Origin of the sequence: Rahnella aquatilis CIP 78.65 = ATCC 33071, from assembly GCF_000241955.1 — a bacterium.
GTDB lineage: Bacteria > Pseudomonadota > Gammaproteobacteria > Enterobacterales > Enterobacteriaceae > Rahnella > Rahnella aquatilis.
This window is the reverse complement of record NC_016818.1, coordinates 2,709,295-2,734,670: the sequence shown is the minus strand read 5'-3', so window position 1 is coordinate 2,734,670 and position 25,376 is coordinate 2,709,295. Positions and strand designations below refer to the sequence as shown.

Annotated in this window: 27 protein-coding genes; 15 read left to right on the top strand and 12 right to left on the bottom strand. The window is 51.0% G+C overall.

Annotated elements, in window-relative coordinates:
• Positions 1-29: 29 nt before the first annotated feature.
• The gene (fliG, locus tag RAHAQ2_RS12350; RefSeq protein WP_015697557.1) at positions 30-1,022 is read right to left on the bottom strand and encodes a flagellar motor switch protein FliG; all 993 of its coding nucleotides are present in this window, start codon (positions 1,020-1,022) and stop codon (positions 30-32) included.
• Entirely contained in the window at positions 1,019-2,728 is a 1,710-nt protein-coding gene (fliF, locus tag RAHAQ2_RS12345) for a flagellar basal-body MS-ring/collar protein FliF (RefSeq protein WP_015697556.1), read from the bottom strand. Before fliF ends, fliG begins: the two co-directional genes overlap by 4 nt.
• A gap of 282 nt (positions 2,729-3,010) precedes the next feature.
• Between fliF and fliE the strand changes: the two genes are divergently transcribed.
• From fliE to RAHAQ2_RS12325, 3 genes are all read left to right on the top strand, one after another.
• Complete coding sequence (gene fliE / locus RAHAQ2_RS12340; protein ID WP_015697555.1) at positions 3,011-3,325, top strand: flagellar hook-basal body complex protein FliE; 315 nt, start codon at positions 3,011-3,013, stop codon at positions 3,323-3,325.
• A 1,108-nt stretch (positions 3,326-4,433) separates the two neighbouring features.
• Complete coding sequence (locus RAHAQ2_RS12330) at positions 4,434-5,339, top strand: bestrophin family protein (RefSeq protein WP_015697553.1); 906 nt, start codon at positions 4,434-4,436, stop codon at positions 5,337-5,339.
• A 144-nt stretch (positions 5,340-5,483) separates the two neighbouring features.
• Positions 5,484-5,723 carry a hypothetical protein gene (locus RAHAQ2_RS12325; RefSeq protein WP_015697552.1) on the top strand — a complete coding sequence of 80 codons (240 nt, stop codon included), beginning with the start codon at positions 5,484-5,486 and terminating at the stop codon, positions 5,721-5,723.
• Positions 5,724-5,802: 79 nt separating this feature from the next.
• On the opposite strand, the gene RAHAQ2_RS12320 is transcribed toward RAHAQ2_RS12325, so the two are convergent.
• Entirely contained in the window at positions 5,803-6,267 is a 465-nt protein-coding gene (locus RAHAQ2_RS12320) for a GNAT family N-acetyltransferase (protein WP_015697551.1), read from the bottom strand.
• Between the two features lie 331 nt (positions 6,268-6,598).
• Here RAHAQ2_RS12320 and RAHAQ2_RS25805 point away from each other — a divergent pair, with 331 nt between their 5' ends.
• Entirely contained in the window at positions 6,599-6,772 is a 174-nt protein-coding gene (locus tag RAHAQ2_RS25805) for a hypothetical protein (protein WP_015697550.1), read from the top strand.
• A gap of 66 nt (positions 6,773-6,838) precedes the next feature.
• Here the strand turns inward: RAHAQ2_RS25805 and RAHAQ2_RS12315 are convergent, their stop codons facing one another.
• Positions 6,839-7,039 (bottom strand): DUF7736 domain-containing protein, encoded by a 201-nt coding sequence (locus RAHAQ2_RS12315; protein WP_015697549.1) that lies wholly within the window; start codon positions 7,037-7,039, stop codon positions 6,839-6,841.
• Between the two features lie 158 nt (positions 7,040-7,197).
• Between RAHAQ2_RS12315 and RAHAQ2_RS12310 the strand changes: the two genes are divergently transcribed.
• The gene (locus tag RAHAQ2_RS12310) at positions 7,198-7,467 is read left to right on the top strand and encodes a hypothetical protein (RefSeq protein ID WP_015697548.1); all 270 of its coding nucleotides are present in this window, start codon (positions 7,198-7,200) and stop codon (positions 7,465-7,467) included.
• 67 nt (positions 7,468-7,534) lie between these two features.
• Here RAHAQ2_RS12310 and RAHAQ2_RS12305 read toward each other — a convergent pair whose 3' ends face one another.
• Together RAHAQ2_RS12305 and RAHAQ2_RS12300 are read right to left on the bottom strand one after the other, a co-directional pair.
• Positions 7,535-7,810, bottom strand: a complete 276-nt coding sequence (locus RAHAQ2_RS12305; RefSeq protein ID WP_015697547.1) for a hypothetical protein — start codon at positions 7,808-7,810, stop codon at positions 7,535-7,537.
• Between the two features lie 238 nt (positions 7,811-8,048).
• Entirely contained in the window at positions 8,049-8,570 is a 522-nt protein-coding gene (locus RAHAQ2_RS12300; protein ID WP_015697546.1) for a DUF4186 domain-containing protein, read from the bottom strand.
• A 41-nt stretch (positions 8,571-8,611) separates the two neighbouring features.
• On the opposite strand from RAHAQ2_RS12300, the gene RAHAQ2_RS12295 reads away from it, so the two are divergent.
• The gene (locus RAHAQ2_RS12295; protein WP_015697545.1) at positions 8,612-8,866 is read left to right on the top strand and encodes a hypothetical protein; all 255 of its coding nucleotides are present in this window, start codon (positions 8,612-8,614) and stop codon (positions 8,864-8,866) included.
• Positions 8,867-8,949: 83 nt separating this feature from the next.
• On the top strand, positions 8,950-9,108 hold the full coding sequence (locus tag RAHAQ2_RS24940; protein WP_015690040.1) for a YqaE/Pmp3 family membrane protein: 159 nt from the start codon (positions 8,950-8,952) through the stop codon (positions 9,106-9,108).
• A gap of 77 nt (positions 9,109-9,185) precedes the next feature.
• Here the strand turns inward: RAHAQ2_RS24940 and RAHAQ2_RS12285 are convergent, their stop codons facing one another.
• The 5 genes from RAHAQ2_RS12285 to fliD form a co-directional block, all read right to left on the bottom strand.
• On the bottom strand, positions 9,186-9,362 hold the full coding sequence (locus RAHAQ2_RS12285; protein WP_013575783.1) for a GhoT/OrtT family toxin: 177 nt from the start codon (positions 9,360-9,362) through the stop codon (positions 9,186-9,188).
• 118 nt (positions 9,363-9,480) lie between these two features.
• Positions 9,481-10,176: a helix-turn-helix transcriptional regulator gene (locus RAHAQ2_RS12280; protein ID WP_231572424.1), complete on the bottom strand. Its 696-nt coding sequence runs from the start codon at positions 10,174-10,176 to the stop codon at positions 9,481-9,483.
• A gap of 370 nt (positions 10,177-10,546) precedes the next feature.
• Positions 10,547-10,909 (bottom strand): flagella biosynthesis regulatory protein FliT, encoded by a 363-nt coding sequence (gene fliT, locus RAHAQ2_RS12275; RefSeq protein ID WP_015697543.1) that lies wholly within the window; start codon positions 10,907-10,909, stop codon positions 10,547-10,549.
• Positions 10,884-11,321: a flagellar export chaperone FliS gene (gene fliS, locus RAHAQ2_RS12270; protein WP_015697542.1), complete on the bottom strand. Its 438-nt coding sequence runs from the start codon at positions 11,319-11,321 to the stop codon at positions 10,884-10,886. The genes fliT and fliS overlap by 26 nt, the downstream gene beginning before the upstream one ends.
• A gap of 9 nt (positions 11,322-11,330) precedes the next feature.
• Positions 11,331-12,752, bottom strand: a complete 1,422-nt coding sequence (gene fliD, locus RAHAQ2_RS12265) for a flagellar filament capping protein FliD (protein WP_015697541.1) — start codon at positions 12,750-12,752, stop codon at positions 11,331-11,333.
• Between the two features lie 287 nt (positions 12,753-13,039).
• Here fliD and RAHAQ2_RS12260 point away from each other — a divergent pair, with 287 nt between their 5' ends.
• The 7 genes from RAHAQ2_RS12260 to tcyN all read left to right on the top strand — a co-directional run bounded on the left by RAHAQ2_RS12260 (position 13,040) and on the right by tcyN (position 19,203).
• Entirely contained in the window at positions 13,040-13,990 is a 951-nt protein-coding gene (locus tag RAHAQ2_RS12260) for a flagellin N-terminal helical domain-containing protein (RefSeq protein ID WP_015697540.1), read from the top strand.
• Positions 13,991-14,297: 307 nt separating this feature from the next.
• Entirely contained in the window at positions 14,298-15,020 is a 723-nt protein-coding gene (locus RAHAQ2_RS12255; RefSeq protein ID WP_015697539.1) for an RNA polymerase sigma factor FliA, read from the top strand.
• 54 nt (positions 15,021-15,074) lie between these two features.
• Positions 15,075-15,581, top strand: a complete 507-nt coding sequence (gene fliZ / locus RAHAQ2_RS12250; protein ID WP_015697538.1) for a flagella biosynthesis regulatory protein FliZ — start codon at positions 15,075-15,077, stop codon at positions 15,579-15,581.
• Positions 15,582-15,768: 187 nt separating this feature from the next.
• The gene (locus RAHAQ2_RS12245) at positions 15,769-16,779 is read left to right on the top strand and encodes a D-cysteine desulfhydrase (protein WP_015697537.1); all 1,011 of its coding nucleotides are present in this window, start codon (positions 15,769-15,771) and stop codon (positions 16,777-16,779) included.
• Between the two features lie 135 nt (positions 16,780-16,914).
• On the top strand, positions 16,915-17,715 hold the full coding sequence (gene tcyJ / locus RAHAQ2_RS12240) for a cystine ABC transporter substrate-binding protein (RefSeq protein ID WP_015697536.1): 801 nt from the start codon (positions 16,915-16,917) through the stop codon (positions 17,713-17,715).
• A 70-nt stretch (positions 17,716-17,785) separates the two neighbouring features.
• Complete coding sequence (gene tcyL, locus RAHAQ2_RS12235) at positions 17,786-18,454, top strand: cystine ABC transporter permease (protein WP_015697535.1); 669 nt, start codon at positions 17,786-17,788, stop codon at positions 18,452-18,454.
• Positions 18,451-19,203 (top strand): L-cystine ABC transporter ATP-binding protein TcyN, encoded by a 753-nt coding sequence (gene tcyN / locus RAHAQ2_RS12230; protein ID WP_015697534.1) that lies wholly within the window; start codon positions 18,451-18,453, stop codon positions 19,201-19,203. The genes tcyL and tcyN overlap by 4 nt, the downstream gene beginning before the upstream one ends.
• Positions 19,204-19,394: 191 nt before the next feature.
• On the opposite strand, the gene putA is transcribed toward tcyN, so the two are convergent.
• A complete protein-coding gene (gene putA / locus RAHAQ2_RS12225) occupies positions 19,395-23,369 on the bottom strand; it encodes a trifunctional transcriptional regulator/proline dehydrogenase/L-glutamate gamma-semialdehyde dehydrogenase (RefSeq protein ID WP_015697533.1) in 3,975 nt (1,324 codons plus the stop codon).
• A 511-nt stretch (positions 23,370-23,880) separates the two neighbouring features.
• Here putA and putP point away from each other — a divergent pair.
• A complete protein-coding gene (gene putP / locus RAHAQ2_RS12220; RefSeq protein WP_015697532.1) occupies positions 23,881-25,365 on the top strand; it encodes a sodium/proline symporter PutP in 1,485 nt (494 codons plus the stop codon).
• Positions 25,366-25,376: the final 11 nt, after the last annotated feature.

Below are 25,376 nucleotides of genomic sequence, written 5' to 3'. Positions count from 1 at the left end.
CAGACTCAGGGGAGTCAGTATGAGGGGAATCAGACATAAGAATCCTCGCCGCCGCCAACCATCATCTCGCCGGACTCTGCCAGGCGGCGAACCGTCTGCAGAATGGCTTTTTGTTCGTTCTCAACCAGAGACATACGCATCGGTCCGCGGTTTGCCAGATCGTCGCGCAGGATATCGGCTGCACGTTGTGACATGTTGCGCAGGAACTTGTCGCGCAGCGGTTGTTCCGCCCCTTTCAATGCCACCAGTAACGATTCGCCTTCGATTTCCTGCAACAGGCGCTGGATACTGCGGTCGTCCACGTCCACCAGGTTTTCGAACAGGAACATCTCGTCGATAATTTTCTGCGCCAGTTCGCCGTCGTAACCACGTACCGCTTCGATAACCGCTTCTTCCTGCTGAGTTTTCATCAGGTTGATGATTTCCGCCGCCGTACGAACACCACCCATCTTCGCGCGCTTGAGGTTCTGGCCGTCGAGCAGGTTGTTCAGCACTTCGGTCAGTTCCGCCAGCGCTGCTGGCTGGACACCGCCGAAGGTGGCGATACGCAGCATCACATCGTTGCGCAGACGCTCGTCGAACAACGCCAGAATATCGGCTGCCTGACCGCGTTTGAGGTGTACGAGGATGGTCGCAATAATCTGCGGATGTTCGTCGCGGATAAGATCGGCCGCCATCTGCGGTTCCATGAAGTTCAATGTTTCCATGCCGCTGGTGGTTTCGCGCGATTCCAGAATGTCTTCCAGCAGGCTTGACGCACGCTCCTCGCCCAGCGCTTTGGTCAGTACGGCACGCAGGTACTCGCTGGTGTTGACGCTCAGCGCGGCGTACTGCTCGGATTCATCCTCGAACTCGTTCAGCACTTCCGCCAGTTGCTTGTTAGAAATCTGATGGATATTCGCCATCGCGCCACTGATTTGCTGCACTTCGCGAGGGGAGAGGTGTTTGAACACCTCTACCGCACGGTCTTCACCCAGGGTTATCATCAAAATGGCGCTTTTTTCGGTTCCGGTCATAGTCATGGTTGTTCGGTACTCATCCATTGGCGGATAACCAGGGCGACGATACGTGGATCCTTATCTGCCAGCTCCTGAACACGTTGGGTCTGAACTTCAACACTGACACGCTGTTGTGAACGTTTACGTTTCTCCAGCTCGTCATTGCTGAGTTTGACCGGTTTACTGCCTTCAGGCTGCGGCATCGAGGCTGCAAGCGCTGCGGCTGCGGCGGCTTCTTTCTCTGCCTGCTGTTTGCGCAGCATCGGACGAACCATCTTGCGCCACAGCAGCCAGGCCACAATCAGCACCAGTAACCAGCGACCTGCATTGAGTAACTGATCGAAGAACGCCTGTTGTTTCCAGAACGGCAGCTCACCGGCATCGTCAGCCGCTTCGTTGAACGGTGTATTCACCACGTTCAGCGTATCGCCACGTTCCTGAGAGAAGCCCATCGCTTCGCGCACCAGATCATCAATTTTCTTCAACTGGTCGTCGGTCAGCGGTTTCGCTTTGCCATCCGGCCCGACCTGATAGTTAACGACAACCGCTGCAGACAGACGCTGAACGGCACCGGCACTGTGCTGGGTATGCGTGATAGTGCGGTCAACTTCATAGTTGGTGGTTTCATCACGACGACGGTTAGACGGCACGTTGGAATTCGCACTTGTCGCTGCATTCTGCGCCGTGTTGCCGGTCTGATTTTGTGTGCCATTGGCAGTGTTCGCCGGCGGCGGGGTAGTGACCGGAGCAGTGGCTGCCGGAGCAGGCTGGTTGCTCAGGGCGCCAGGCACGCCGCCGACCGATGACGCGCCAATCTGATCACTGGTGCTCAGCTGACGGGAACGTACTGCGGCTTTATCTGCCGACCCATTTGGCTGATAGTTTTCATCTGTCTGTTCACGGCTGGCGTAATCAATCTGCGCGGTGATTTGCGCATGCACGTTACCGTTACCGACCACCGGTTGCAGAATGGATTCGATACGACGCTGCAGGCGGCCTTCTACTTCATTGGCATATTTCAGCTGGGAAGCATTCAGGTCACGACCGTTATTATCAGACTGCGTCAGCAGATGACCGCTCTGATCCACCACGGTAACGTTCGCAGGCGGTAAGCCGGAAACGCTGCTCGACACCATATAAACGATGGCGTTGATCTGGCCGTCATCCAGCGCACGACCCGGTTGTAAATTCAGGGTCACAGAAGCTGAAGGATTTTTTTGTTCGCGGACAAATAAGGAAGGCTTGGGAATGGCTAAATGGACACGGGCGCTGCTGACCGGGCCCAGCGTTTCGATTGTGCGTGAGAGTTCACCTTCAAGCGCGCGCTGATAGTTAATCTGCTCGCTGAACTGGCTGATGCCGAATTTTTCCTGATCCATTAATTCGAAACCGACCGCGCCACCTTTAGGTAAACCGGCAGCAGCCAGTTTCAGACGCGTTTCATACACTTTGTCGGCAGGGATCAGCAACGCACCGCCGTTATCAGAAAACTGATAAGGGATGTTCATTTGGGTCAGCTGAGTGACGATGGCACCGCCATCCTGGTCACCGAGATTACTGAAGAGCACCTTATAAGTAGGCTGCTTGGCCCACAGCATCATGACAACAACAATAGCCACGGCAGCCGCAGCCGCGATGGCGATAGGAACTTTTGGGTTGGCGCGCAGGCGATTAAGCAACGCAGTAAAACCGCTTGGAGGGGTTTCTGCGCCGGCTATTGCGGAACTCATACAAGATCCCTATTTAGCTGTTGAATGGTGGTGTTCATGTTGTCTCTTAACAAAACAGACTCCCAAGTGCGCAATCGTTGAAGCGTGACATTTTTCAGCCCTCCGTACAGGCAGGCCTATTTTCTAGGTGAGCCATTATTTGCCGCTTAGTGCAAAGTTAATGGCCCGATAAGCCATGGTTTTTAGGTTCAATTAGCGCGTTTAGGAAAAAACTGATGTGATAGGGTGTCATTCCATGAAAGAAGCCATTTGTTCATCGACACCCCGATAAACGGAGAAAGCATGTCAATTCAAGGCATTGAGAGCGTTTTACAGCAGATGCAGGCCACGGCAATCCAGGCCGGTGCCGCGCCAAAGACCGATACCGCGTCAGAAGCCGGTTTTGCCAGCGAATTAAAAGCAGCATTAGGTAAGATCAGCGAGACCCAGAACAACGCAAAACTGGAATCTGAAAAGCTGGAGATGGGCGTTCCGGGCGTCAGCCTGAACGACGTGATGGTTGATCTGCAAAAATCCTCGATTTCATTACAGCTTGGGATCCAGGTCAGAAATAAACTGGTGACGGCGTATCAGGATGTGATGAACATGTCGGTGTAGGTGGGTTAACTGGCGGATAAAGTCAATGCAGGGGTGAGCAAAAAGTTTGCCCTGTTACCCGCTTCCATTGGACGCAATGAAATATTATTTACTCACTGATTAATTTGTATTAATAACCGCTAATTATTTCTCCTGCGCATTTCATTTAATAAGTAATATCAGAGACGCATCAGTGTTTACCCTACTAAGTATATTCTTAGTGTTGTTATTGACTGCGATGGTTTTTAATTAGCTTGTTAATCATCATGCAGGTTACTTCATGAAAATTTTTACATTCGGGCATCATTGATTTTAATTTGTATTTACTTTGATGTTCGGGCATTTATTTCACAGTAATCCTTATGAAGACAGGGATCCTTATGCGGGGAGGGAAAGATAAAAAATTAATAATCTTTATCCGCATCCTTCGCGGCTGACCGAAGTACCAGCCAGATCAGTAAACCGATGATCGCCAGAACAATGAGTACAATAAAAATTATTTTCATCAATACACCATGCTGAAACTTTCCACTATGATCTCTCAGATTGACATAAAATTACAATCAGTTTCGGCGTGAAGTAAGGGTAATTATTGCTTCAAAACGTTACGTTATACAAAGTTTAATTAAGAGAGGAAAAAGGCAGAGAAATTAACCCTGCACATAATTGAAAACGACCAGACGAATGCCGCCCGGGGGTTCCGTGAATGACTCAATAATCGTTCCGGATATCATTTATTGATGAGCTGATAAAGATCCATGCCGCAAGACCCGTGACCATCGCAATACTTAACATTATGTTCATAGCTCCAGTCCTTCACGTCAGTAGGGGTAGTGTCATCTTTGAGGAGCATCCGATCAGATTGTTACAGGAAACCGGTTGTCAGGAAATTCTGGCCATTTTAATTACTTTCCTCACGTTACTATTATCGACCATAACGGCTATAAACTTGAGGCTGCGAAGTCAATAAATCAGCGTTACGAATGAGAAAGCAGGGGAGTTGTAACGCAAAGCCGTAAGTTTCAAAATAAATGTTACCGGTGTCACAAAATTGTCCTTTGCATGTGCAGGATTATTTGCCAGAATCGCAAAAAAAAATCGCTTCACCTGCATAAAGCACCTGCACAAAATGATAATCCGTCCTCCCCGTCACTGGTTCTTGCGTTTGTTCGCCTGGCACGGCTCTGTCCTGCCCAGTATTCTGTTCCGTCTGAGTCTCAATTTACTGATGTCACTTGCCGCCATTCTCATCCTTCCCTGGTATGAGACCCTTGGCGTGAAACTGACGCTTGCACCTTTTAGCCTGCTCGGTGTCTCTATCGCCATCTTCCTCGGCTTTCGTAACAGTGTTGCGTATTCGCGCTACATTGAGGCGCGCCAGTTATGGGGTGGTTTGCTGATTGCCTGCCGGACATTGCAAAGTCAGGTGATGGCTGTGTGTCCGGGAGAGGCGCAGCGCGTGACCACGTTGTTGCTGGCGTTCTGTTACAGCCTCAAACATCAGTTGCGTCATAGCGATCCGCGCCCGGATCTCGGGCGTCTGATGGGTGAAGAGGCGGAAGATATTCTGTCGCGTCGTGCGCCGACCAATATGATTCAGTTGCAGTTGTCACTCTGGCTGGCTGAACGACGCCGCAGCGGTGAGCTGTCAGATATTGTCTATACCCATATGGATTCCACGCTGTTGCAGCTTTCACAAGTGGTCGGAGGGTGTGAACGTATCGTCAGCCTGCCGATTCCGTTTGCTTACGGTCTGTTGCTGCACCGGACAGTGTACCTGTTCTGTAGCCTGTTGCCGTTTGCGCTGGTGGTGGATTTGCACTACATGACATTGCTGGTGTCAGGTTTTATTTCTTATAGTTTTTTGTCACTGGATACGCTCGCGGAAGAACTGGAAATGCCTTTTGGTCTTGCCAATAACCATCTGCCGCTGGATGCCCTGTGTGTCAACATTGAGATTAACCTGCTTGAAATGAACAACCAGACGCAGTTACCGGACACCCCGATGCCGGATCCACGCTTCCGTCTGACATAGAGGTGACTGGCAACGCAAATTGGTTAACTTCCGGGCACTGTCATGGCAAAATTCTTAATATTCATAAGACTGTCATAATATCGAAACAAAAGTGAAATAAGATGCGGAAGCTAACACAATCCTTTCCGATCTCACGAGGTAGTTATGTCAGTTATTCAGGCCAAATCCTTGCACGAAGCTGAAGATCTGCTTAATTCCGGTATGGTGAAAAAAGTCGAACTGGCTTTTAATATTAACAGTGATGAGTTTTTTAAACTTGCGCTGGAATGTGGTGACCGCGGTGCGAAAATCACCAAGGGTAAAAATTTCTTTATCATCACACTTAAAAAATGGGTCATTCCACCGAACGACCAGACTGCAACAAAAAGCAACGTTCTGATGTAACCGCTTTTTGCATCTCCATAACCCTGTCAGAAGACAACGTTATGGAGGTGTTTATTGCCACTTCTGCCTTTTCCGCGTATTACCTCATCGCTTTCATCATATAAACACTCAGCGGATCCGGGGCCAGGGCATAGTCGCCAAACGCCTCTGTCCGGCAATAACCCAGTTTTTCATACAGCGTGATCGCTTTTTCCTGAAACACACCCGTTTCCAGAAAAAGTTCTTTATGCCCCAACGCTTTCAGTTTCTTTTCCATTGCGGCAATCAGTGATGAGGCAATGCCCTGACCGCGAAACAGTGGATTCACATAAACCCGTTTCATTTCCGCGAGGCCATGTTTTGTGATAAACAGACAGGCGCAACCGGCCCAGTCATCATCGACTCTCGCCATAAAACACGTGATCTCACCTTCATCAAGTTCAGTGATGTTAATTCCCTGAAATGATTCCGGCGGATAGAGCGGGTATTGATAAGCATCCAGCTCAGCAATCAGTCGTGTCAGATGCGGATGAGCCGCATCGGTTTCAAAAATCTGGGCACTCACAGCGCGCGCTCTCAATATAACAAAATGGATTTATATTTTTAACGTAAATTACCGCGAAAACAAGGGACTGGCAGGCAGAAGTGTGGCCGGAAAGGCGTAGTAGTGTAAGAAGAGTGTAAAATTTAATTATATTCCTGAGACGTCTGTCAGAGTTATCTGATTTTACGCGACTCCGCTTCATTTTATACATGGTCTGTATTTCTTTTATGTAACATTCATCCGGAGTGATTAATGTATAAACTGAAATAACATAAAGTGATTAATACTTTGCGTATGATCGCACCGGGGGAAAGGAAGTATATTATAAGAGATTGATTGAAAGGATAAAATTATGGCTGTCTATCCTGTTGGCGTTTTTGTCACGCTTACTTTTACACCAGGTTTATTTGAAGTTATCACTGTTCTGGATGAGGTAAAGCCAGTGCAGTATCAGGTCATTAATGTTGAAACGGGTAATGTGATCAGAGTGAATGAAAACTTTATCCGAGGTATCGTGAAGCCTTAGTGATCAGTGTGTTCAATAGCGATGAACTCAGGAAACCGGGCAATGCTGTTGCCCGGTTTTTCTTTTTTAGTCCGGCATCAGGTTGTTAAACTCTTCTTCGTACAGACGGCGGCATGCTTGCATAAACTCCGGGTATCCCAGTTCTGAGGTCTGAACTTCACGACCCAGTCGCTTCTCCAAATCTTCGTGAAACCACTCAAATTCGCCATGCAGAATGCCGGTAAATCCGGTCAGTATGATGCATTGCTGTGGCGTCAATTTTTTCACGGGGGATCCTTATGATTTTCGGGTGGCAAAAGGCAGTTATGCCAGCTCTTGCGCAATATAAATGTTGAAAGAGAGAAGTGCTTCACGCCGGTATCCGGCAGGGCGCGGCAACATATTCTATCCTCTAATGAATCCCACTGAAAAACAAGGAGTCACATATGGATCAGGACCTATTTGAACAGGCACCTCTGCCGCTGCTTACCCGGTTTGAGGTGGGTGACAGGATCAAGTTGCTCACGTTTCCGGTGGGCGTGCATCCGGCCAGCTATCAGCTGGATGTGGCGATCACCCGTATTCAGGATGGCGAATTTGAAGGTGAAATCGTGCGTATCGCGCCTCTCGGCCGTCTTGGGCATCACGAAGCGCATTTTACGCTGGGAGGGCATGTCGCATTTTTTGCCCGAAACATTCAGGGGATGGCGGCCTGAGGATCTTTGTTCCTGAAAACAAAACCCCGCGTTAAGGGCGGGGTTTATGGCTATCAAAAAACAATTTTTACATCAGGGGTTTCACATGCTTGGTGAGCGCCTGAGAGGTTAACTCGTCGGCTTTAATTTTCGAACAGTTGCCACAATAGCCCACGAGATACCAGTTCCCGTCTGCGCCCTTTTCCGGATTCACTTTGTAGCGTTCGTTACGTTTACCATAAAACTCGCGTTCCGCGTTCTGTGCTGCGTCTTCCCAAAAGCACAACGAAAACTGATGTTGTTTATCAACATGCCGTTGTCCGTTGCGGCTTCCGCCAACCAGTAAATAATGATACTCAGACATGCATCCTCCTTTTCCCAATACGGGCAATTATCCTGACAACAAGTGTAATACTCGTTTCACCTGGAAAAGCTCATCCGAAAGACTGCAAAAGAAAAACTTCAAAGGGTGTGATGAAGGCAACCCGTCGCACAATTCTTATTTCTCTAAAATTATAGAGTAGGATCGCGGTTAGGTATGTAAAAGCAGGTAAAACGTGACGATTATCACTTTTTATTTTTTAACGCGTGTGATGCGCCTCTTACAACAAATTCAGCTGTTGTGCCTCATCCGGGATGTCTGAGATTTTTTTATTGGATTTTCGTTCTTTAGCGACCGGAGCGGGACGCTGCATTTCCTGATGAAGCCAGTGCAAAATCACTCTCACTGCATATTCCTGCTGTTCAGGTGTCATAGCCGTATGTGCGGGTATGTGGTGCCATTTTTCCAGACAGCCGCGACAGCAGGTGGCCGTCGCATGTTGAGCAATAAACACCGGGTGACCGCGCATTGGCGTTTGTTTTCCGTCCTGTTCCGGTTCTGACGGGGCCAGGCGCCGGGCAATAAAATCGGCTGCGTGCTGGCTGACCGTCTCCGGTCCTTTATCCTGACAGTACCGGTACTCTTTTGCGCCGAGATGGAAACGCTGACGGAAAGGTGAAGCGGCCAGTCGCTTAAAAACATGATCGATGGAAAACATAATCTGGATGTCCGGGTAAATTCTACGCGCAGAAATAGCGGCGTTAATCCTATCAACTGTCGCCATCAGCGGTTGCCAGCCCATGTTAGTCTGGCCTGACTATCCCACTCCCGCAGGAACCTGCAATGGCAGAAAAACATGTTATAGATTTGGTCATGTCGGTCAACAAGCACGCCGAAGAAACTGCCATGCAACAAATGATGCTGCGAAACTTTATCATTGTGATGTGTCGTAGTATGACGGAAGAACAAAAGACTCAGGTGAGATGGCAGATGCGGCAGATCCATCAGGTGTCAGATGCTGAACACCGCAATGGCGATACTGAAATGCTGGAAAAAGCGCGACGGGATGTCGAGATCATGCTGGAGCTGATCAATTAGGTTTCATCTGATGCCCGTTTCATTTCTCCTGCGCTATCATTCTCTATGATAAACAAGGCAATGATAAACAAAGGGAGAGTAAGATGGGATTCTGGAGAGTATTGATCACAATTCTTGTGCCGCCATTGGGCGTATTGATAGGTAACGGTTTCGGCGGTGCGTTTCTGCTGAACATTATTCTGACACTTTGTGGTTACCTGCCGGGTTTAATCCACGGATTTTGGGTGCAGACCCGCAAATAACACATTGAATTTCAGTGAAAAAACCCGGTCAGCAGGCCGGGTTTTTTACATTCCGGGGGCATTGAGTATAGGCAAACTCAGAACAGAGAGAAGAGAAGGACGACCGGCAGACTCATCGGCCAGGTAAATCCGATAATGCCGGAGGTTAACAGTCTTATTTTTATTGTATCGCGGCTCACCAGTAAGGTGAACAGCACCGCAATGCCCAGTCCGCCCCAGTAAATCGTTTTAATCACTTCCCACCAAACGTGCACAACCAACCTCTGACCATGAATAAAATAACGGCGTGTATGATATTCCGTTAACATCTGGTAATCAAATATTGTGTGATGTTACTCAAGGTTTTGTATTGTGTCAGTTTGGCGTGAGTTGTTATATGTCGTCGATTGTGAGCGGCGCAGGAGCGGAAAGGGGGCGTAAATGGCCGCGAATGGCGGTAGGGGCAAATCCAAAACGTTTGCGGAAACGCTCGGCAAAACGTGAGCCGCTTTCATAGCCCACCTGATGCGCAATATGTGAAATCGCCAGATCGGTACATTGCAGCAGCCGCAGGGCGTGGGTCATGCGCACATCGATCATCAGGTTTCGCAGCACACAATTCTCGCCCGCCAGACGTCTGCGCAGCATCACTTCATTCATCATCAACTTTTCTGCCACTTCGGCGGCGGTAAATGATTTATGCAGATTATTGACTAATAATTCACGCACGTTCTCTGTCACACTTTCACTGCGTTGTACGGAATAACGGACACCCAACTGTGACAGCCAGAGTAACTGTTCGAGCATGCGGTGACGGGTTATCGGTGCGGGCAGGCCGTGGTGCCAGAGAATGGCGGAGTGAGTGTCGGTAAAACTTTGTTTGAACGCGCCGGGGATGTGCGGAATAACTTGCAGGGTATCAACAGCAATAAGCGGCGGGCTGAAGCCGGTAGCGTGCAGGCCCGCATCACTGAGCAACTGGTGATCCCAGGCCATGATGGCACAGCTGAAAGGGCCATTTCCGGATAAATGGTGAGTCAGGCTCAGCGTTTGCCCGCTGTTAAGCACCAGCATTTCGCCAGTCTGCAATGTAATTTGCTGTGTCTGATCCGTAATTGAGAGGCTTCCGTTCTGAATGAGGACCAGTTGTGGCTTATCAATATAAACATCATGAATAAAAAGTTCACTATGCTGAATAAGCAGAGAAATGGTTCCTATCCCTGGAGTCACTTTTATTTTACGAACCATGATGATGATGCCCGAAAATGACGACGGCAACCTGTGGTGTGCTGCCTGATAAAAAATTCCCGCTTTGCGAATACAAACAGGCTGCCGGTTGATGCATATAAATTATGGGACAAGGCAGAGAGAACCAGCCCTGGCAGCCAGGCGCTCTCTGCCTCTGAAAGCTTATTTTTGCACAAGAAATATTGGAAAAAAAACAAACAAAAAATAATTATTATTGGCGATCGCCAAAGGCAATCGAACGGAGGTCAATCTTTCCGTAAGTCGTATTCACTTGTTGTTGTCGGGACGACTGACCAATCAGCTCGGTGAGTTGATTCATCCGGGCCTGTAATAATGTTTTAATCGTATTTTCATTATCCAGAATAAGGCGCAAATAACGGCGGATATCATTCTGAATCATTACCGATGTCTGTTCTGACATCGGTAACAAGGTGGTGGCTTCGACGGCTTTCACGTAACTGACTTCGAGCTCAACCAGCTCATCCCATTTTTCCTCTCTCGCCAGCCGCAACATCTGCTCGCTTAAAGACAGGATCAGTTGATATTCATTAACCAGATACTGATGTTGATCCATTATATTGGTCCTGCGACGGGTGGTAGTTTGGGCCGATTTGCCGCCAGGCATCGGCGATATTTTCAAGCAAGGTCAGCACCTCAGCGATGGCCTCTTGATCGTTGTGTAAATTTGCATGCAATAAACGGCGGACCATATAGGAATAAAGTGCTTCGAGGTTATCCACTAATTCAGGATCACCTTTTTCGCGACTTAAACCGGCTATCAGTCCGTTATCTATGATGTTGATGGCTTTTGATAAAGCATTCCCTTTACCGGGAATATCGCCTTGTTGCATAAAAATGCCTGCCCGGATAAGGGCGCTTCGCGCCCCGTCAAATAGCATGACTACCAACTGGTGCGGCGATGCGCTCATCACCGCACTTTCGAGCCCAATTTGGGCATAGGCTTTTGCTCCTGAATTTTGGTACATACACATTCCTTATGAAGAAGAGCCCGACGATGCAAATTGCTGTGTCAGGTAATTACCTGTACTGGTCAGTTTATTGACGAGTACTGATAAATTTGTAAACTGAGTTTTATACAGCGCAAGGTTATTGTTAATACTGGTTGTTGTCGATGTAATGCTATTTGCGATATTTTTCAGCGATTTATTAATACCGTCTTCAGCATTTTGAATGGAGCCGTTTGTCGTATCGAGCATTTTCGTCAGCATGGCAGTGGCCTGAGTACCAAAGCCGGTTGTTTTACCGTCGCCCTGGAAAAAACTCACTACGCTGTCAGGCTTGGTGGTCAGCGCCGTATTGAGTTTGGTGCTATCTACCTGCAACTTACCGTTGATATCCTGGGTAATACCGAGGTTGGCCAGGGTGGCGTAATCAGAATTGGATTGAACTGAAGACAACTGGCTGCGTACCTGTGTGGCAATTGTGCGAACAGTACCATTGCCAAACAATGCGCCATTGCCGGAATCTTGCGAGTCAGCCCCTTTAGCTACGGACGTATAAGCTGTCTGATTGGCAATGGTCGTTTGCAAGGAGTTGTAAGTATCGACGTAATTCTGAATAGCGGCCTTCATTGCCGTAGTATCTTTTGTCACGCTCAATGTCTCTGGCGTGGTACTCGCTGAGACAGATTTTAGGTTTATGGTCAGTCCTTCCAGCGCATCTGTGACGGTATTGCTGCTGCGGGTGATTTCGAGATCGTTAACGGTAAACTTAGCATCCTGAGCTTTAGTCGATACGGTCATACCATTTGTGGAAGATGTCGCGTCATACCCGATCAACTGATTCAACGTATCATCACCAGTGACGCTGACTGTCATTGCATTCGCTGTACCCGTATCGTTCGCAGTCAATGCCAGATGGTAACTATTATCGTTTGCTTTGATGATGCTGGCGGTAACCCCACTTTGTTTAGCATTAATCGCGTCGCGAATACCGGTAAGCGTGGTCTGATCTTCAGTCAATGTCACTGTTAACGGTGTTTTATCTGCTTGCGCGATAGTAATTGTCCGGCTCGCCGTTCCTGCAGTACCCACATTGGTTGTGGCGCTACTGACTGATCCCGTGAGCAAAGATTGTGCCTGAGCCAATTGTGTCACTTTTACATTATATGAACCTGCAGGTGCCGTTGTGCCACTGGCTAAGGTCGCAGTGAAAGCGGTGTTTGTGCTGCTGATAGCAGTACCGGCAATGGTCCCGGCTGACTGTAATGCGGTGGTTGCCGTTTTCAGCTTATCAAGCGCCGTTTGCAAAATACCAAAGGAGGTTAATTTGGCTTTGTAGGAGGTTTGCTGAGTAGTGAATGGAGTCAGACGAGCATTTTCTGACGCGGTCAATGAATCCATCAAACTGGTGAGATCAAGACTGGTCCCTGCACCGAGTGAACTTACGCTAGCCATTTTATATTCCTTAAATAGAAGGGTGTTACTCGTGTTATCGGCAAAGATGACACAAAGTTTATACCGGGCATCTAAATTTCTATGGCAAGAATAGCTGGCTGTATGAGGGGTAATTTGCGGGTTTAGTTTGCCCTATATAAGAAAGAAAAAACGGGGGAACGTTTTTTTTCGTTTTTTTTAAATTCTGGCTAAAGGTTCCTGTGTAAGCGCCGATACAAGTTTGGACGGTGATAAAGCCGTAGGCCGAAAGCCTAAACCTAATTAACAGACTTTAAGGAAATCATACTATGGCGGTAATCAACACTAACAGCTTGTCCCTGATGACTCAGAACAACCTGAACAAATCTCAAGCATCCCTGGGCACCGCCATTGAGCGTCTGTCTTCTAGTCTGCGTATCAACAGCGCAAAAGATGATGCAGCGGGTCAGGCGATTGCCAACCGTTTCACGTCTAACATCAATGGCCTGACTGTTGCTTCCCGTAACGCCAACGACGGTATCTCTCTGTCACAGACTGCTGAAGGCGCACTGAGCGAAATCAACAATAACTTGCAACGTATTCGTGACCTGACTGTTCAGGCACAGAACAGCTCTAACTCCGCATCAGACATCGACTCCATCCAGTCTGAAGTTAACCAACGTATGCAGGAAGTTGACCGCGTTACAAGACAAACCGATTTTAACGGTATTAAAGTTCTCGATAACACCACAGCAGCGGCAAGTACCTACAATTTCCAGGTTGGTTCTAAAGATGGCGAAAAAATCGGCATCGATATTAACTCCGCAGCGGGCTGGAACCTGGCTTCAGCAATTACTGCAGGTGGTACCAGTACCGCTGGTACCGCTTTGAATACCAAAGCAATGGTTGCAGGCACTGACACCGTCAATGGTAATAACCGTACAGTAAGCGCAATTGGTTTTGACGTTTTAAAAGGTAAAGTTGACGAAACTGGTGCAGCTGCGGGTACAAAACCTTTGGCAGATATCGATGCTGCGCTGAAAGCGGTGGATACTCAACGTTCTTCTCTGGGTGCTTCTCAGAACCGTTTTGAATCGACTATCAGCAACCTGAGCAACACTGTTAACAACCTGACCTCTGCACGTAGCCGTATTCAGGATGCAGACTACTCTACCGAAGTGTCCAACATGAGCCGTGCACAGATCCTGCAGCAGGCCGGTACTTCAGTATTGGCGAAAGCTAACCAGGTTCCTCAGTCTGTACTGTCCCTGCTGCAATAATTGTCTTAGTCGACAAATTACGCAGTTCGGTTATAAACAGCACAAACCCCGCTCCGGCGGGGTTTTTTTTAACCAAAATTTACCATTCTTAAGGATTAATGCTACGCATTCACTGGTATAATTTAGGATAATCTTTAGGTTGTGATCTTTTTTTAACCGATCGTTGACGCGTTACCGGCAGACGTCTGCAAACAGAATGTGCGAGACATAATCAAAATAACCGTGCTTTTCGGGCCTTATTCAGCCGATTGAACAGCGGTTATCACTGGCACAATCATACTGACCCTTAATTTGCCAGGTTACGACAGTGAGCGATCTGTATACCGCCGACGGCGTGATAGACAAAAATTCTTTATGGCAGCGCTATGTTCCGCTTGTGCGCCATGAAGCCCTGCGTTTGCAGGTGCGGCTTCCCGCCAGCGTAGAGCTTGATGATCTACTGCAAGCGGGGGGGATCGGCCTGTTAAATGCGGTTGAACGTTTTGATGCGATGCAGGGCACGGCGTTTACCACGTATGCCGTTCAGCGTATTCGTGGCGCAATGCTTGATGAGTTGCGTAGCCGCGACTGGGTGCCGCGCAGCGTCAGACGTAATGCGCGTGAAGTGTCACAGGCGATGCATAACGCAGAACAAAAATTAGGGCGACCGCCGAGTGAAGGAGAGGTGGCGCAGGTGCTGGATATTCCCATCGAGGAATACCGCCAGATATTAATGGATACGAACAGTAGCCAGTTGTTTTCTTATGACGAATGGCGCGAAGAGCACGGCGATACTGCCGAGGCATTGATGGAAGGGCACGAAGAGGCCAACCCGTTACATCATCTGTTGGAAGGCAATCTACGCCACCGGGTGATGGAAGCTATCGATGCGTTACCAGAACGGGAAAAGATGGTACTTACGCTTTACTACCAGGAAGAGTTGAATTTAAAAGAGATCGGGGCGGTGCTGGACGTCGGGGAATCCCGGGTAAGCCAGCTCCACAGTCAGGCGATTAAGCGTTTGCGAACGCGTCTGGCTAACGACCACTGATCCGCTTTTTCCTGGCCGGTTATACATTTTATATCCCTTATCAGGAATAAATTTATGCCAGCGGGAATCAAAACAAGGCCTTTAAGCCGTTATCTTAAAGATTTTAAACACAGTCAGACTCACTGCTCACAGTGTGCAAAAGAACTCGACAGGATGGCACTGGTGTTTCGCGGGCAAATCATCAATAAAGAGGCCATCGCCAAGATGGACCAGCCTATTGATGATGACGTGTGGCAAAACCTGTCGCAGGAACTGACCGCTCTGTGTCGTTTTTGCAGTGAGATAAGCTGTAACAGCCATTCGTCATATTTTGACATCATGGCGTTTAAGCAATACCTGTTTGAGCAGACTGAGATGAATCACAGCACGGTGCGCGAATATGTTGTCCGCCTCCGCCGTCTGGATGAAATCCTCTCTGCAAACAACTATCCTCTGGAAAAGCTTTCAGGGGACAGTATCCACCAGCGGATCATCAGTGATTTGCCGGTGGCGGGTCATGACAACTACCGTATTGCCTTGCGCAAATACGACCAGTATCTGGCCTGGCAGAAATCCGCGTAATCGGATCTCAGACAGACTGACATGCAATGCACAAACAGGCTCCTCCGGGGGCCTGTTTTTTTGTCTTGAATCTGTCCGCAGTTTCTATAAATTCTTTATATACTGACTCAATAATCTGTCTCTGCATCTCACCCATTTTAATGATAACAACTTCGTGCGGCGCTGTGCTGTGCGTCAGGGGAACATTGTGCCTGCTAAAATTTCTTTGCTTAAAACCCGGCTGGAAGCCTTTGACCGTCTCGATTTACTGGGCAGCACCACGCCGCTGGAAAAACTGCATCGTCTTTCCGAATACACAGGGCGTGACATTTACATCAAACGCGATGACATCACACCGCTGGCGATGGGCGGCAACAAACTGCGCAAACTCGAATATCTGGCCGCTGCCGCGCTGGCAGAAGGCGCGGATATGCTGGTGACGGCCGGTGCCATTCAGTCAAATCATGTGCGCCAGACCGCTGCCGTAGCCGCGAAACTGGGCCTGAAATGCGTGGCCTTGCTGGAAAACCCGATCGGCACCACCGAAGCCAATTATCTGAGCAACGGCAACCGTCTGCTGCTGGATCTCTTCAATGTAGAAGTGGTGATGTGTGACGCGCTTCATGACCCGATGGCGCAGCTTGCAGAACAAGCCGAACGTCTGGAAGCCCAAGGTTTTCGTCCCTACGTCGTGCCGGTTGGCGGTTCTAACGCGCTCGGCGCACTCGGCTACGTGCAGTGTGCACTGGAAATCGCCGAGCAGTCTTCGGCCGGTTTTGTCGATTTCAGTGCCGTGGTGGTGGCATCGGGCAGTGCCGGTACGCACGCCGGTCTGGCGGTCGCCTTACAACATCTCATGCCGGATACGCAGCTGATTGGCGTGACGGTGTCACGCAGTGCCGATGCCCAGCGTCCGAAAGTGGAAGCCATTGCCCGGGACGTGACAACACAATTGCAACTGGGTGAGAAAACGCCGTCAATTATCTTGTGGGATGATTATTTTGCGCCACGTTACGGTGAGCCTAATGAAGCCGGGACTGCCGCCGTGAAATTGCTGGCAGAGCAGGAAGCGATGTTACTGGATCCGGTGTATACCGGCAAAGCGATGGCCGGTTTACTCGATGGCATTGAGCGCGGGTTATTCCCGGAAGAAGGCCCGATCCTGTTTATTCATACCGGCGGCGCACCGGCACTGTTTGCTTATCATCCGCAGGTTTAATGCTCTAAGATCCGCTTATGCTTTTTTGAGCTAAGATTATAGAATTATATTCCTGATAACTGGCGCGGCGGGTGCTACTGTGCGCAAATTCGTAGGGGATATAGCGTTCTATAACTAACTATAACTGAGGTGAATATGGGTTTTTCTACACTGCGTCGTCGTTTACTTCTGGGTGCTGTTGCGGTCACGCTGACAGCAGGCATGATCAGCAATACTTTTGCTGACGAAGGGTTACTGAAGAAAGTCAAAGATCGTGGCACCTTAATCGTCGGACTGGAAGGGACGTATCCTCCGTTCAGTTTCCAGGGTGAAGATGGCAAACTGACCGGTTTTGAAGTCGAGTTCGCGGATGCGCTGGCGCAGCACATGGGCGTTAAAGCAAAACTGCAACCGACCAAATGGGACGGCATGCTGGCTTCGCTGGAATCCAAACGTATTGATGTGGTGATCAATCAGGTGACCATTTCGCCTGAGCGTGAGAAAAAATATGACTTCTCCACGCCATATACGGTTTCCGGTATTCAGGCGCTGACCAAAAAAGGTCAGGAAGGCACCATCACTAAACCTGAAGATCTGAAAGGCAAAAAAGTCGGCGTGGGTCTGGGCAGCAACTACGAGCAATGGCTGCGCGAGAATGTGCAGGGCGTGGACATCCGTACTTATGATGATGACCCGACTAAATATCAGGATCTGCGCGTAGGCCGTATCAACGCCATTCTGGTTGACCGTCTGGCAGCACTGGATCTGGTGAAGAAAACGGGTGATACCTTAGCCGTTGCAGGTGCACCGTTCTCCCGTCTGGAATCTGGCGTGGCCATTCGCAAAGACAACCCGGAACTGCTGGCCGCAATCAACAAAGCGATTGCTGAAATGCAGAAAGACGGTTCACTCGCGAAGATCTCTGAAAAGTGGTTTGGTGCTGACGTCACAAAATAATACCCGTAAAACCGGAGCGTCAGACTGGCGCTCCGGCTCATTACGAACTGATCCATAAGGTTCTTATCGGATGCAAGAAAGTATTCAACTGGTGCTGGATTCAGCACCATTTTTATTGAAAGGGACACTGTTTACGCTCCAGCTCAGTCTGGGCGGGATGGTGTTCGGTCTTATTCTGGGCTTCGTGCTGGCGCTGATGCGCCTTTCGCATTTCTGGCCACTGTCATGGTTATCGCGTTTTTACGTCTCCGTTTTCCGTGGCACGCCGCTGATCGCCCAGTTGTTTATGATTTACTACGGTCTGCCACAGTTTGGCATCGAACTGGATCCAATCCCGGCGGCGATGATTGGCCTCTCCCTGAATACGGCGGCGTACACCTCTGAAACCCTGCGTGCGGCGATTTCGTCTATCGAAAAAGGGCAGTGGGAAGCGGCGGCCAGTATCGGCATGAACCCGTGGCAAACCCTGCGCCGCGTGATTTTACCGCAGGCGGCCCGTACCGCGCTGCCACCGCTCGGGAACAGTTTTATCGGACTGGTGAAAGATACCTCGCTGGCGGCCACCATTCAGGTGCCGGAGCTGTTCCGGCAGGCGCAACTGGTCACCTCGCGCACGCTGGAAGTGTTTACCATGTATCTGGCGGCATCCATCATCTATTGGGTGCTGGCGACCGTTTTATCCTTCCTGCAAAACCGTCTGGAAGACCGCGTTAACCGTCAGGATCAGGAGCCTTCATGAGCACTATTGACGTAAAGCAACTGACTAAAAAATTCCACGGACAAACGGTGTTGCACGGTATCGATTTGCAGGTGAATTCCGGCGAAGTCGTGGCGATTATCGGCCCCAGCGGCTCGGGTAAAACCACCTTATTGCGCAGCATTAACCTGCTGGAAGAGCCGGACGGCGGGACGATCAAAGTCGGCAATATCGAAATTGATGCCAGTAAACCTATCAGTAAACAGAAGAATAACGTCCGTGAACTGCGCAAGCAGGTGGGGTTTGTTTTCCAGAACTTCAACCTGTTCCCGCACCGTTCCGTGCTGGAAAACATCATTGAAGGGCCGGTGATTGTGAAGGGCGAGCCGAAAGAAAAGGCCATCGCCACGGCGCGTCAGTTACTGGAGAAAGTCGGACTGAACGGCAAGGAAAATGCCTATCCGCGCCGTCTTTCCGGTGGTCAGCAACAGCGTGTTGCCATCGCCCGCGCACTGGCAATGAACCCTGAAGTGATTTTGTTTGATGAACCCACGTCTGCGCTGGATCCGGAACTGGTCGGCGAAGTCCTCAACACTATCCGCGCCCTGGCACTTGAGCACCGCACGATGGTGATTGTGACCCACGAAATGAGTTTCGCCCGTGACGTGGCTGACCGCGCGATCTTTATGGATCAGGGCAAAATTGTCGAGCAGGGACCGGCGAAAGAGCTGTTTTCAAATCCGCAACATGCGAGGACGAAACAGTTTCTGGAGAAGTTTTTAGCACATTGATTTCTGTCCCTTTCTGCGAAGGGAAACAGAAAGATCTGCAAGTGATCCGGGCCGCTCCCTCCCCTGCGAAGGGGAGGGTTGGGGTGGGGTATTAATGCAAAATCAGTAAGTTGAAGTATGCTTTGATCAGGTGTCAGCCCTTAAAACCCCCTCCCAGCCTCCCCCTTCGCAGGGGGAGGAGCAAAACACCCTTACCCGATCGTCATCAGACTCGCATTTCCCCCCGCGGCAGCCGTATTCACACTCAGTGAACGTTCATGCAACAGGCGTTCCAGCAGAATATTGTCCTCGCCGCGCGCAAAGCCCTGTACCGAAATAATGGCGCCCGGACGCTGCGCAATGGTCTGACAAAGCTCGCGCAACTGATCCGCATCACCGTGATAAATCACCGCATCAAATACCTGCGCATCGTTCTGCCAGTCTTTGGCGAAATCGACTCGCGCCTGCACCGCTTCTGGCAGGATGTTGAACAAATCACGTTGCAACGGTGCTTCCGGCCACAGAATACGGCAACCTGTCGCGGTGACAGCGGCAAGCTGGATCAGGGCATCTTCCTGATTATCGGCCAGTGCCAGAACACGCTCGCGCGGTAACAGTGCGTAAGTGTTACGCTCGCCGGTTGGCCCCGGCAGTGTGCGCAAGGTGCCGCCCTGACTGGTTTGGGCGAAACGTTCGCAAACCGTGACAAACTGCTCGCGGTGCTTCTGTTCTGCCGCCCATTGTTGCAGCGCACGGTGCGGTGCCAGCAAGGCTTCGCGCACGGAGGTATCGAGCGGCAGTTCGCGATCCTGACGTAACAGGGTTTGCTGTACGGCGTCTTGCGGACGGCTGCTCAGCAGGCGATACAGATACAGCGGACCACCGGCTTTCGGCCCCGTGCCTGATAAGCCTTCGCCACCAAACGGTTGCACGCCCACGACAGCACCCACCATATTGCGGTTCACGTACATATTGCCGACATGCGCCTGCTGCGTAACGCGATGAATGGTTTCGTCGATGCGGGTATGAATACCCAGCGTCAGGCCATACCCGGCGGCATTAATCTGACCGATCAGCTTATCCAGATCCTGACGCGCATAACGCACCACGTGCAGCACCGGCCCGAAGATTTCTTTCTTCATCTCATCGAAGCTTTCCAGCTCGATCAGCGTCGGTTTAACAAAAGTGCCATGGCTCCATTCCTGCTGGTCAGCGGCAAATTCCTGCGCAGCCTGGTATACGGTGCGACCTTTGGCACGCATCGCATCGATATGTGTTTCGATACCGGCTTTCGCTTCGGCGTCGATCACCGGCCCGATGTCGGTACTCAGATGTTCCGGATTGCCCATGCGGCATTCCGCCATCGCACCGCGCAGCATTTGCAGCGTATGGTCGGCGACGTCGTCCTGAATACACAACACGCGCAGGGCGGAACAACGCTGACCCGCGCTGTCAAAGGCCGAGGCCACCACGTCCATGACCACCTGTTCGGTCAGCGCGGAAGAATCAACAATCATGGCGTTCAGTCCGCCGGTTTCGGCGATAAGCGGCGTCGGACGTCCCTGCGGATCCAGACGACCGGCGATGTTGCGTTGCAGAATACCCGCGACATCCGTCGAACCGGTAAACAGCACGCCGCGCACGCGTTCGTCATTGACCAGTTGCGAACCGACCGTTTCACCGCGGCCTGGCAGCAACTGCAATACGCCAGCCGGAACCCCGGCTTCATGCAGAATGCCGACGGCCAGCGCAGCGATCAGCGGCGTTTGTTCAGCGGGTTTTGCCAGCACGCTGTTCCCGGCGGCCAGCGCGGCAGCAATCTGACCGGTAAAGATCGCCAGCGGGAAGTTCCACGGGCTGATACAGACCACCGGCCCCAGCGGACGGTGTGTGTCATTGGCGAAATCTTCGCGAATTTGCCCGGCGTAATAATGCAGGAAATCCACGGCCTCACGCACTTCAGCGATGGCGTTATTAAAGGTTTTTCCTGCCTCACGCACCAGCACACCAAGCAGGTTTTGCAACTGCGCTTCCATCAGTTCTGCACCGCGTTGCAGGATGGCGGCACGTTCTTCGGGAGGCGTCGCAAACCATATCGCACCGGCAGCGGTCGAGGCATCCAGCGCACGGCTGATTTCCGCCTCTGTCGCTTCCCGAACATACCCGACGATATCGCTATTTTCAGACGGGTTGAGCACCGGCAGGAATTCGCCGTCGTCCGTTGGCGCATCAATTATCGGCTGCGCTTTTACCGGATGGCTGGCACTTTGCAGCAGGGCGCTGGAAAGAGAGGCCAGACGGTGCTCGCTGGCCATATCCAGACCGGAAGAATTCACGCGTTTGTCGCCATACAGATTGCGCGGCAGGGCGATGCGCGGGTGCGGTAATCCGATCTGGCCTTCGCTGGCGGCCAGCGCTTCGACCGCCAGAACCGGATCAGCAACCAGTTCATCGATCGGTAACGTGGCATCAGCGATACGGTTAACAAAGGAAGTATTCGCGCCGTTTTCCAGCAGGCGACGCACCAGATAGGCCAGCAGCGTTTCGTGCGTACCGACCGGCGCATAAATACGGCACGGGCGGTTCAGTTTGCCGTCAGAAATTTTCCCCACTACCTGCTCGTACAGCGGCTCACCCATGCCGTGCAGGCACTGGAATTCGTACTGACCGGGATAATAGTTATTACCGGCCAGCTGATAAATCGCCGCCACGGTGTGGGCATTGTGCGTCGCGAACTGCGGGTAAATCAGGTTTGGCACGGCCAGCAGTTTACGGGCGCAGGCCAGATAGGAGACGTCGGTGTAAACCTTGCGGGTATAAACCGGATAATCTTCCAGACCGTCCATTTGTGCGCGCTTAATTTCGCTGTCCCAGTACGCGCCTTTCACCAGGCGGATCATCAGACGGCGGCGGCTGCGCTGTGCCAGACTGGTCAGGTAATCAATCACCATCGGGCAGCGTTTCTGATAGGCCTGAATCACGAAGCCGATGCCATTCCAGCCCGCCAGTTCCGGTTCAAAGCACAGTTTTTCCAGTAAATCGAGGGAGATTTCCAGACGGTCTGCTTCTTCGGCGTCAATGTTAATGCCGATATCGTAGCTGCGTGCCAGCAAGGTCAGCGACAGCAGGCGCGGGTACAACTCTTCCATTACCCGTTCATATTGCGCACGACTGTAACGCGGATGCAGGGCGGAAAGCTTGATAGAAATGCCGGGGCCTTCATAAATGCCGCGACCGTTGGAGGCTTTACCGATGGCATTGATCGCCTGCTGGTAAGACTGCAAATAGGCCTGCGCGTCTTTCTCTGTCAGCGCCGCTTCGCCCAGCATATCGTAGGAATAGCGGAAGCCTTTTTCTTCATGTTTTCGGGCATTGGCCAGCGCTTCGGCGATGGTTTCGCCGGTCACGAACTGCTCGCCCATCAGGCGCATTGCCATGTCCACACCTTTGCGGATCAGCGGTTCGCCGCTTTTGCCGATGATGCGGTTCAGGGATTTTGACAGGCTCGCTTCATTGTGGGTCGCTACCAGTTTACCGGTGAACAGCAAACCCCAGGTCGCGGCGTTGACGAACAGCGACGGGCTGCGGCCCAGATGCGAATGCCAGTTACCGTTGCTGATTTTGTCGCGGATTAACGCATCGCGTGTCGGTTTGTCGGGAATACGCAGCAGTGCTTCCGCCAGACACATCAGCGCCACGCCTTCCTGAGAAGACAGGGAGAACTCCTGCAACAGACTTTGCACCATACCGGCGCGGCCGTTTGCACTCTTTTGGTTCCTGAGTCTGGTGGCAATGTCAGCAGCCAGTTTCAGCGCAGCATCATTGAGCGGGGCAGGCAGACGCGCCTGTTCAAGCAGCATGGACACGGCTTCAGGTTCAGGGCGGCGACAGGCGGCGGTGATGGCAGAACGGCTGACAGACTGTGGCAGGACCTGCTCGGCGAAATCCAGGAACGGCTGATGGGTTTCCTGAAGCGGTTGCGCAGCGGCATCTTCCATACCTTCAGACGCAGCGCCATTCAGCGCCGGAATTTCCGGCAGGGCGTCGCCATTTTCCAGTCGTTCCAGATAGGAAAATATCGCTTGCTTGATCAGCCAGTGCGGCGTGCGGTCAATTTTATGAGCCGCTTCTTTCAGCCTGTCGCGTGTGCCTTCGTCCAGCTTCACGCCCATCGTGGTCATACCCATGCGCAAACACTCCATATGAAAAATTTCAGGTGAATTCATTATCTTTATGCCGAGCAATATCTTCTATGTTGCAACCTTGTGCAACCCTGTTAATGCATGAAGTATGCCCGTTGTGATTCATCTGGCATTTTTAACAATAAGATAACGGCACGGATCTTGCCTGCATTTTCCAGACGGCAATACCGGAGGTTGTATCGGGTGCAACTTTTCCCCCTGCAAAGTACAACCGGTATTGCGGATAACTGTGATGGAGGGTTAATTTTGTGTATTTGAATTGTTAAAAATATTGAAAAGTGGATCAGGCTACACCAGTATCCGGCCCGACAGTAATTTTGAATAAAAACCACACAAAGTCAGTGACTACGTAAAAATATGGAGAGTCTTGCTGCAACCTTGCCAGGTTTCAGCCATCATCTCGCCCCGGCAGGTTTCTGGCAGCACTTCGGGTGGAGTGCCTCAGAACAGACAGGTGCCGGACAACATCGCAAAAAATAAGAAAGTGGAGAAAAGAATGACAATGAACACACCGATGCTGGTGACGTTTTGTGTTTATATTTTCGGGATGATTTTGATTGGGCTCATCGCGTATCTACGAACCAAAAACTTCGATGATTATATTCTGGGCGGGCGCAGTTTAGGCAGCGTGGTGACGGCGCTTTCCGCCGGGGCTTCCGACATGAGCGGCTGGCTGTTAATGGGGTTGCCGGGGGCGATTTTTATTTCCGGGATTTCGGAAAGCTGGATTGCCATCGGCCTGACCATCGGGGCGTACCTGAACTGGAAACTGGTGGCGGGGCGGCTGCGTGTGCACACCGAAGCCAATAATAACGCGCTGACCTTGCCAGATTACTTTACGCATCGTTTTGAAGACTCCAGCAAGCTGCTGCGCATTATCTCCGCGATGGTGATTTTGGTGTTCTTTACCATTTATTGTGCGTCAGGGATTGTGGCCGGTGCGCGTCTGTTTGAAAGCACCTTCGGCATGACATACCAGACGGCGCTGTGGGCTGGCGCGGCGGCGACCATCCTCTATACCTTCATCGGCGGTTTTCTGGCGGTCAGCTGGACCGATACCGTGCAGGCAACCCTGATGATTTTCGCGCTGATCCTCACACCGGTTATCGTTATCCTCGCCGTTGGCGGCATTGATACCTCCATGATGGTGATCAATGCCAAAAACCCTGAATACACCGATATGTTCAAGGGCATGAATCTGGTGGCGATTCTGTCACTGCTGGGCTGGGGACTGGGCTATTTCGGCCAGCCGCACATTCTGGCGCGTTTCATGGCGGCCGACTCCCACCATACTATCCGCAGCGCACGCCGTATCAGCATGACATGGATGATTTTATGTCTGGCGGGCACCATTGCGGTCGGTTTCTTCGGGATTGCGTACTTCAGTAATAATCCGGGCGAAGCGGGCAACGTGACGCAAAACGGTGAGCGCGTGTTCATCGAACTGGCGAAGATACTGTTCAATCCGTGGATTGCCGGTATCTTGCTGTCCGCTATTCTGGCGGCGGTGATGAGTACCCTGAGCTGTCAGTTGCTGGTGTGTTCAAGCGCCATTACTGAAGATTTGTATAAAGCCTTCCTGCGCAAAGGGGCAGGCCAGCGCGAACTGGTATGGATTGGTCGTGCGATGGTGCTGGTTGTGGCGCTGGTCGCGATTGCGCTGGCCGCCAATCCGGAAAACCGTGTTCTTGGTTTAGTCAGTTATGCCTGGGCCGGTTTCGGCGCGGCATTCGGACCGGTGATCCTGATTTCCGTAATGTGGAAACGTATGACCCGTAACGGTGCGCTGGCAGGCATGATTGTGGGGGCCGTGACGGTGATCCTGTGGAAACAATATGGCTGGGCTGAACTGTACGAAATCATTCCCGGCTTCATTTTCGCTTCACTGGCTATCTGGATTGTCAGCCTGACGGGGCGTAAGCCTTCCGCCGCCGTGGAACAACGCTTCACTGCCGCCGAAGCGGAATATAATACTATTTAACGGATAGTTTA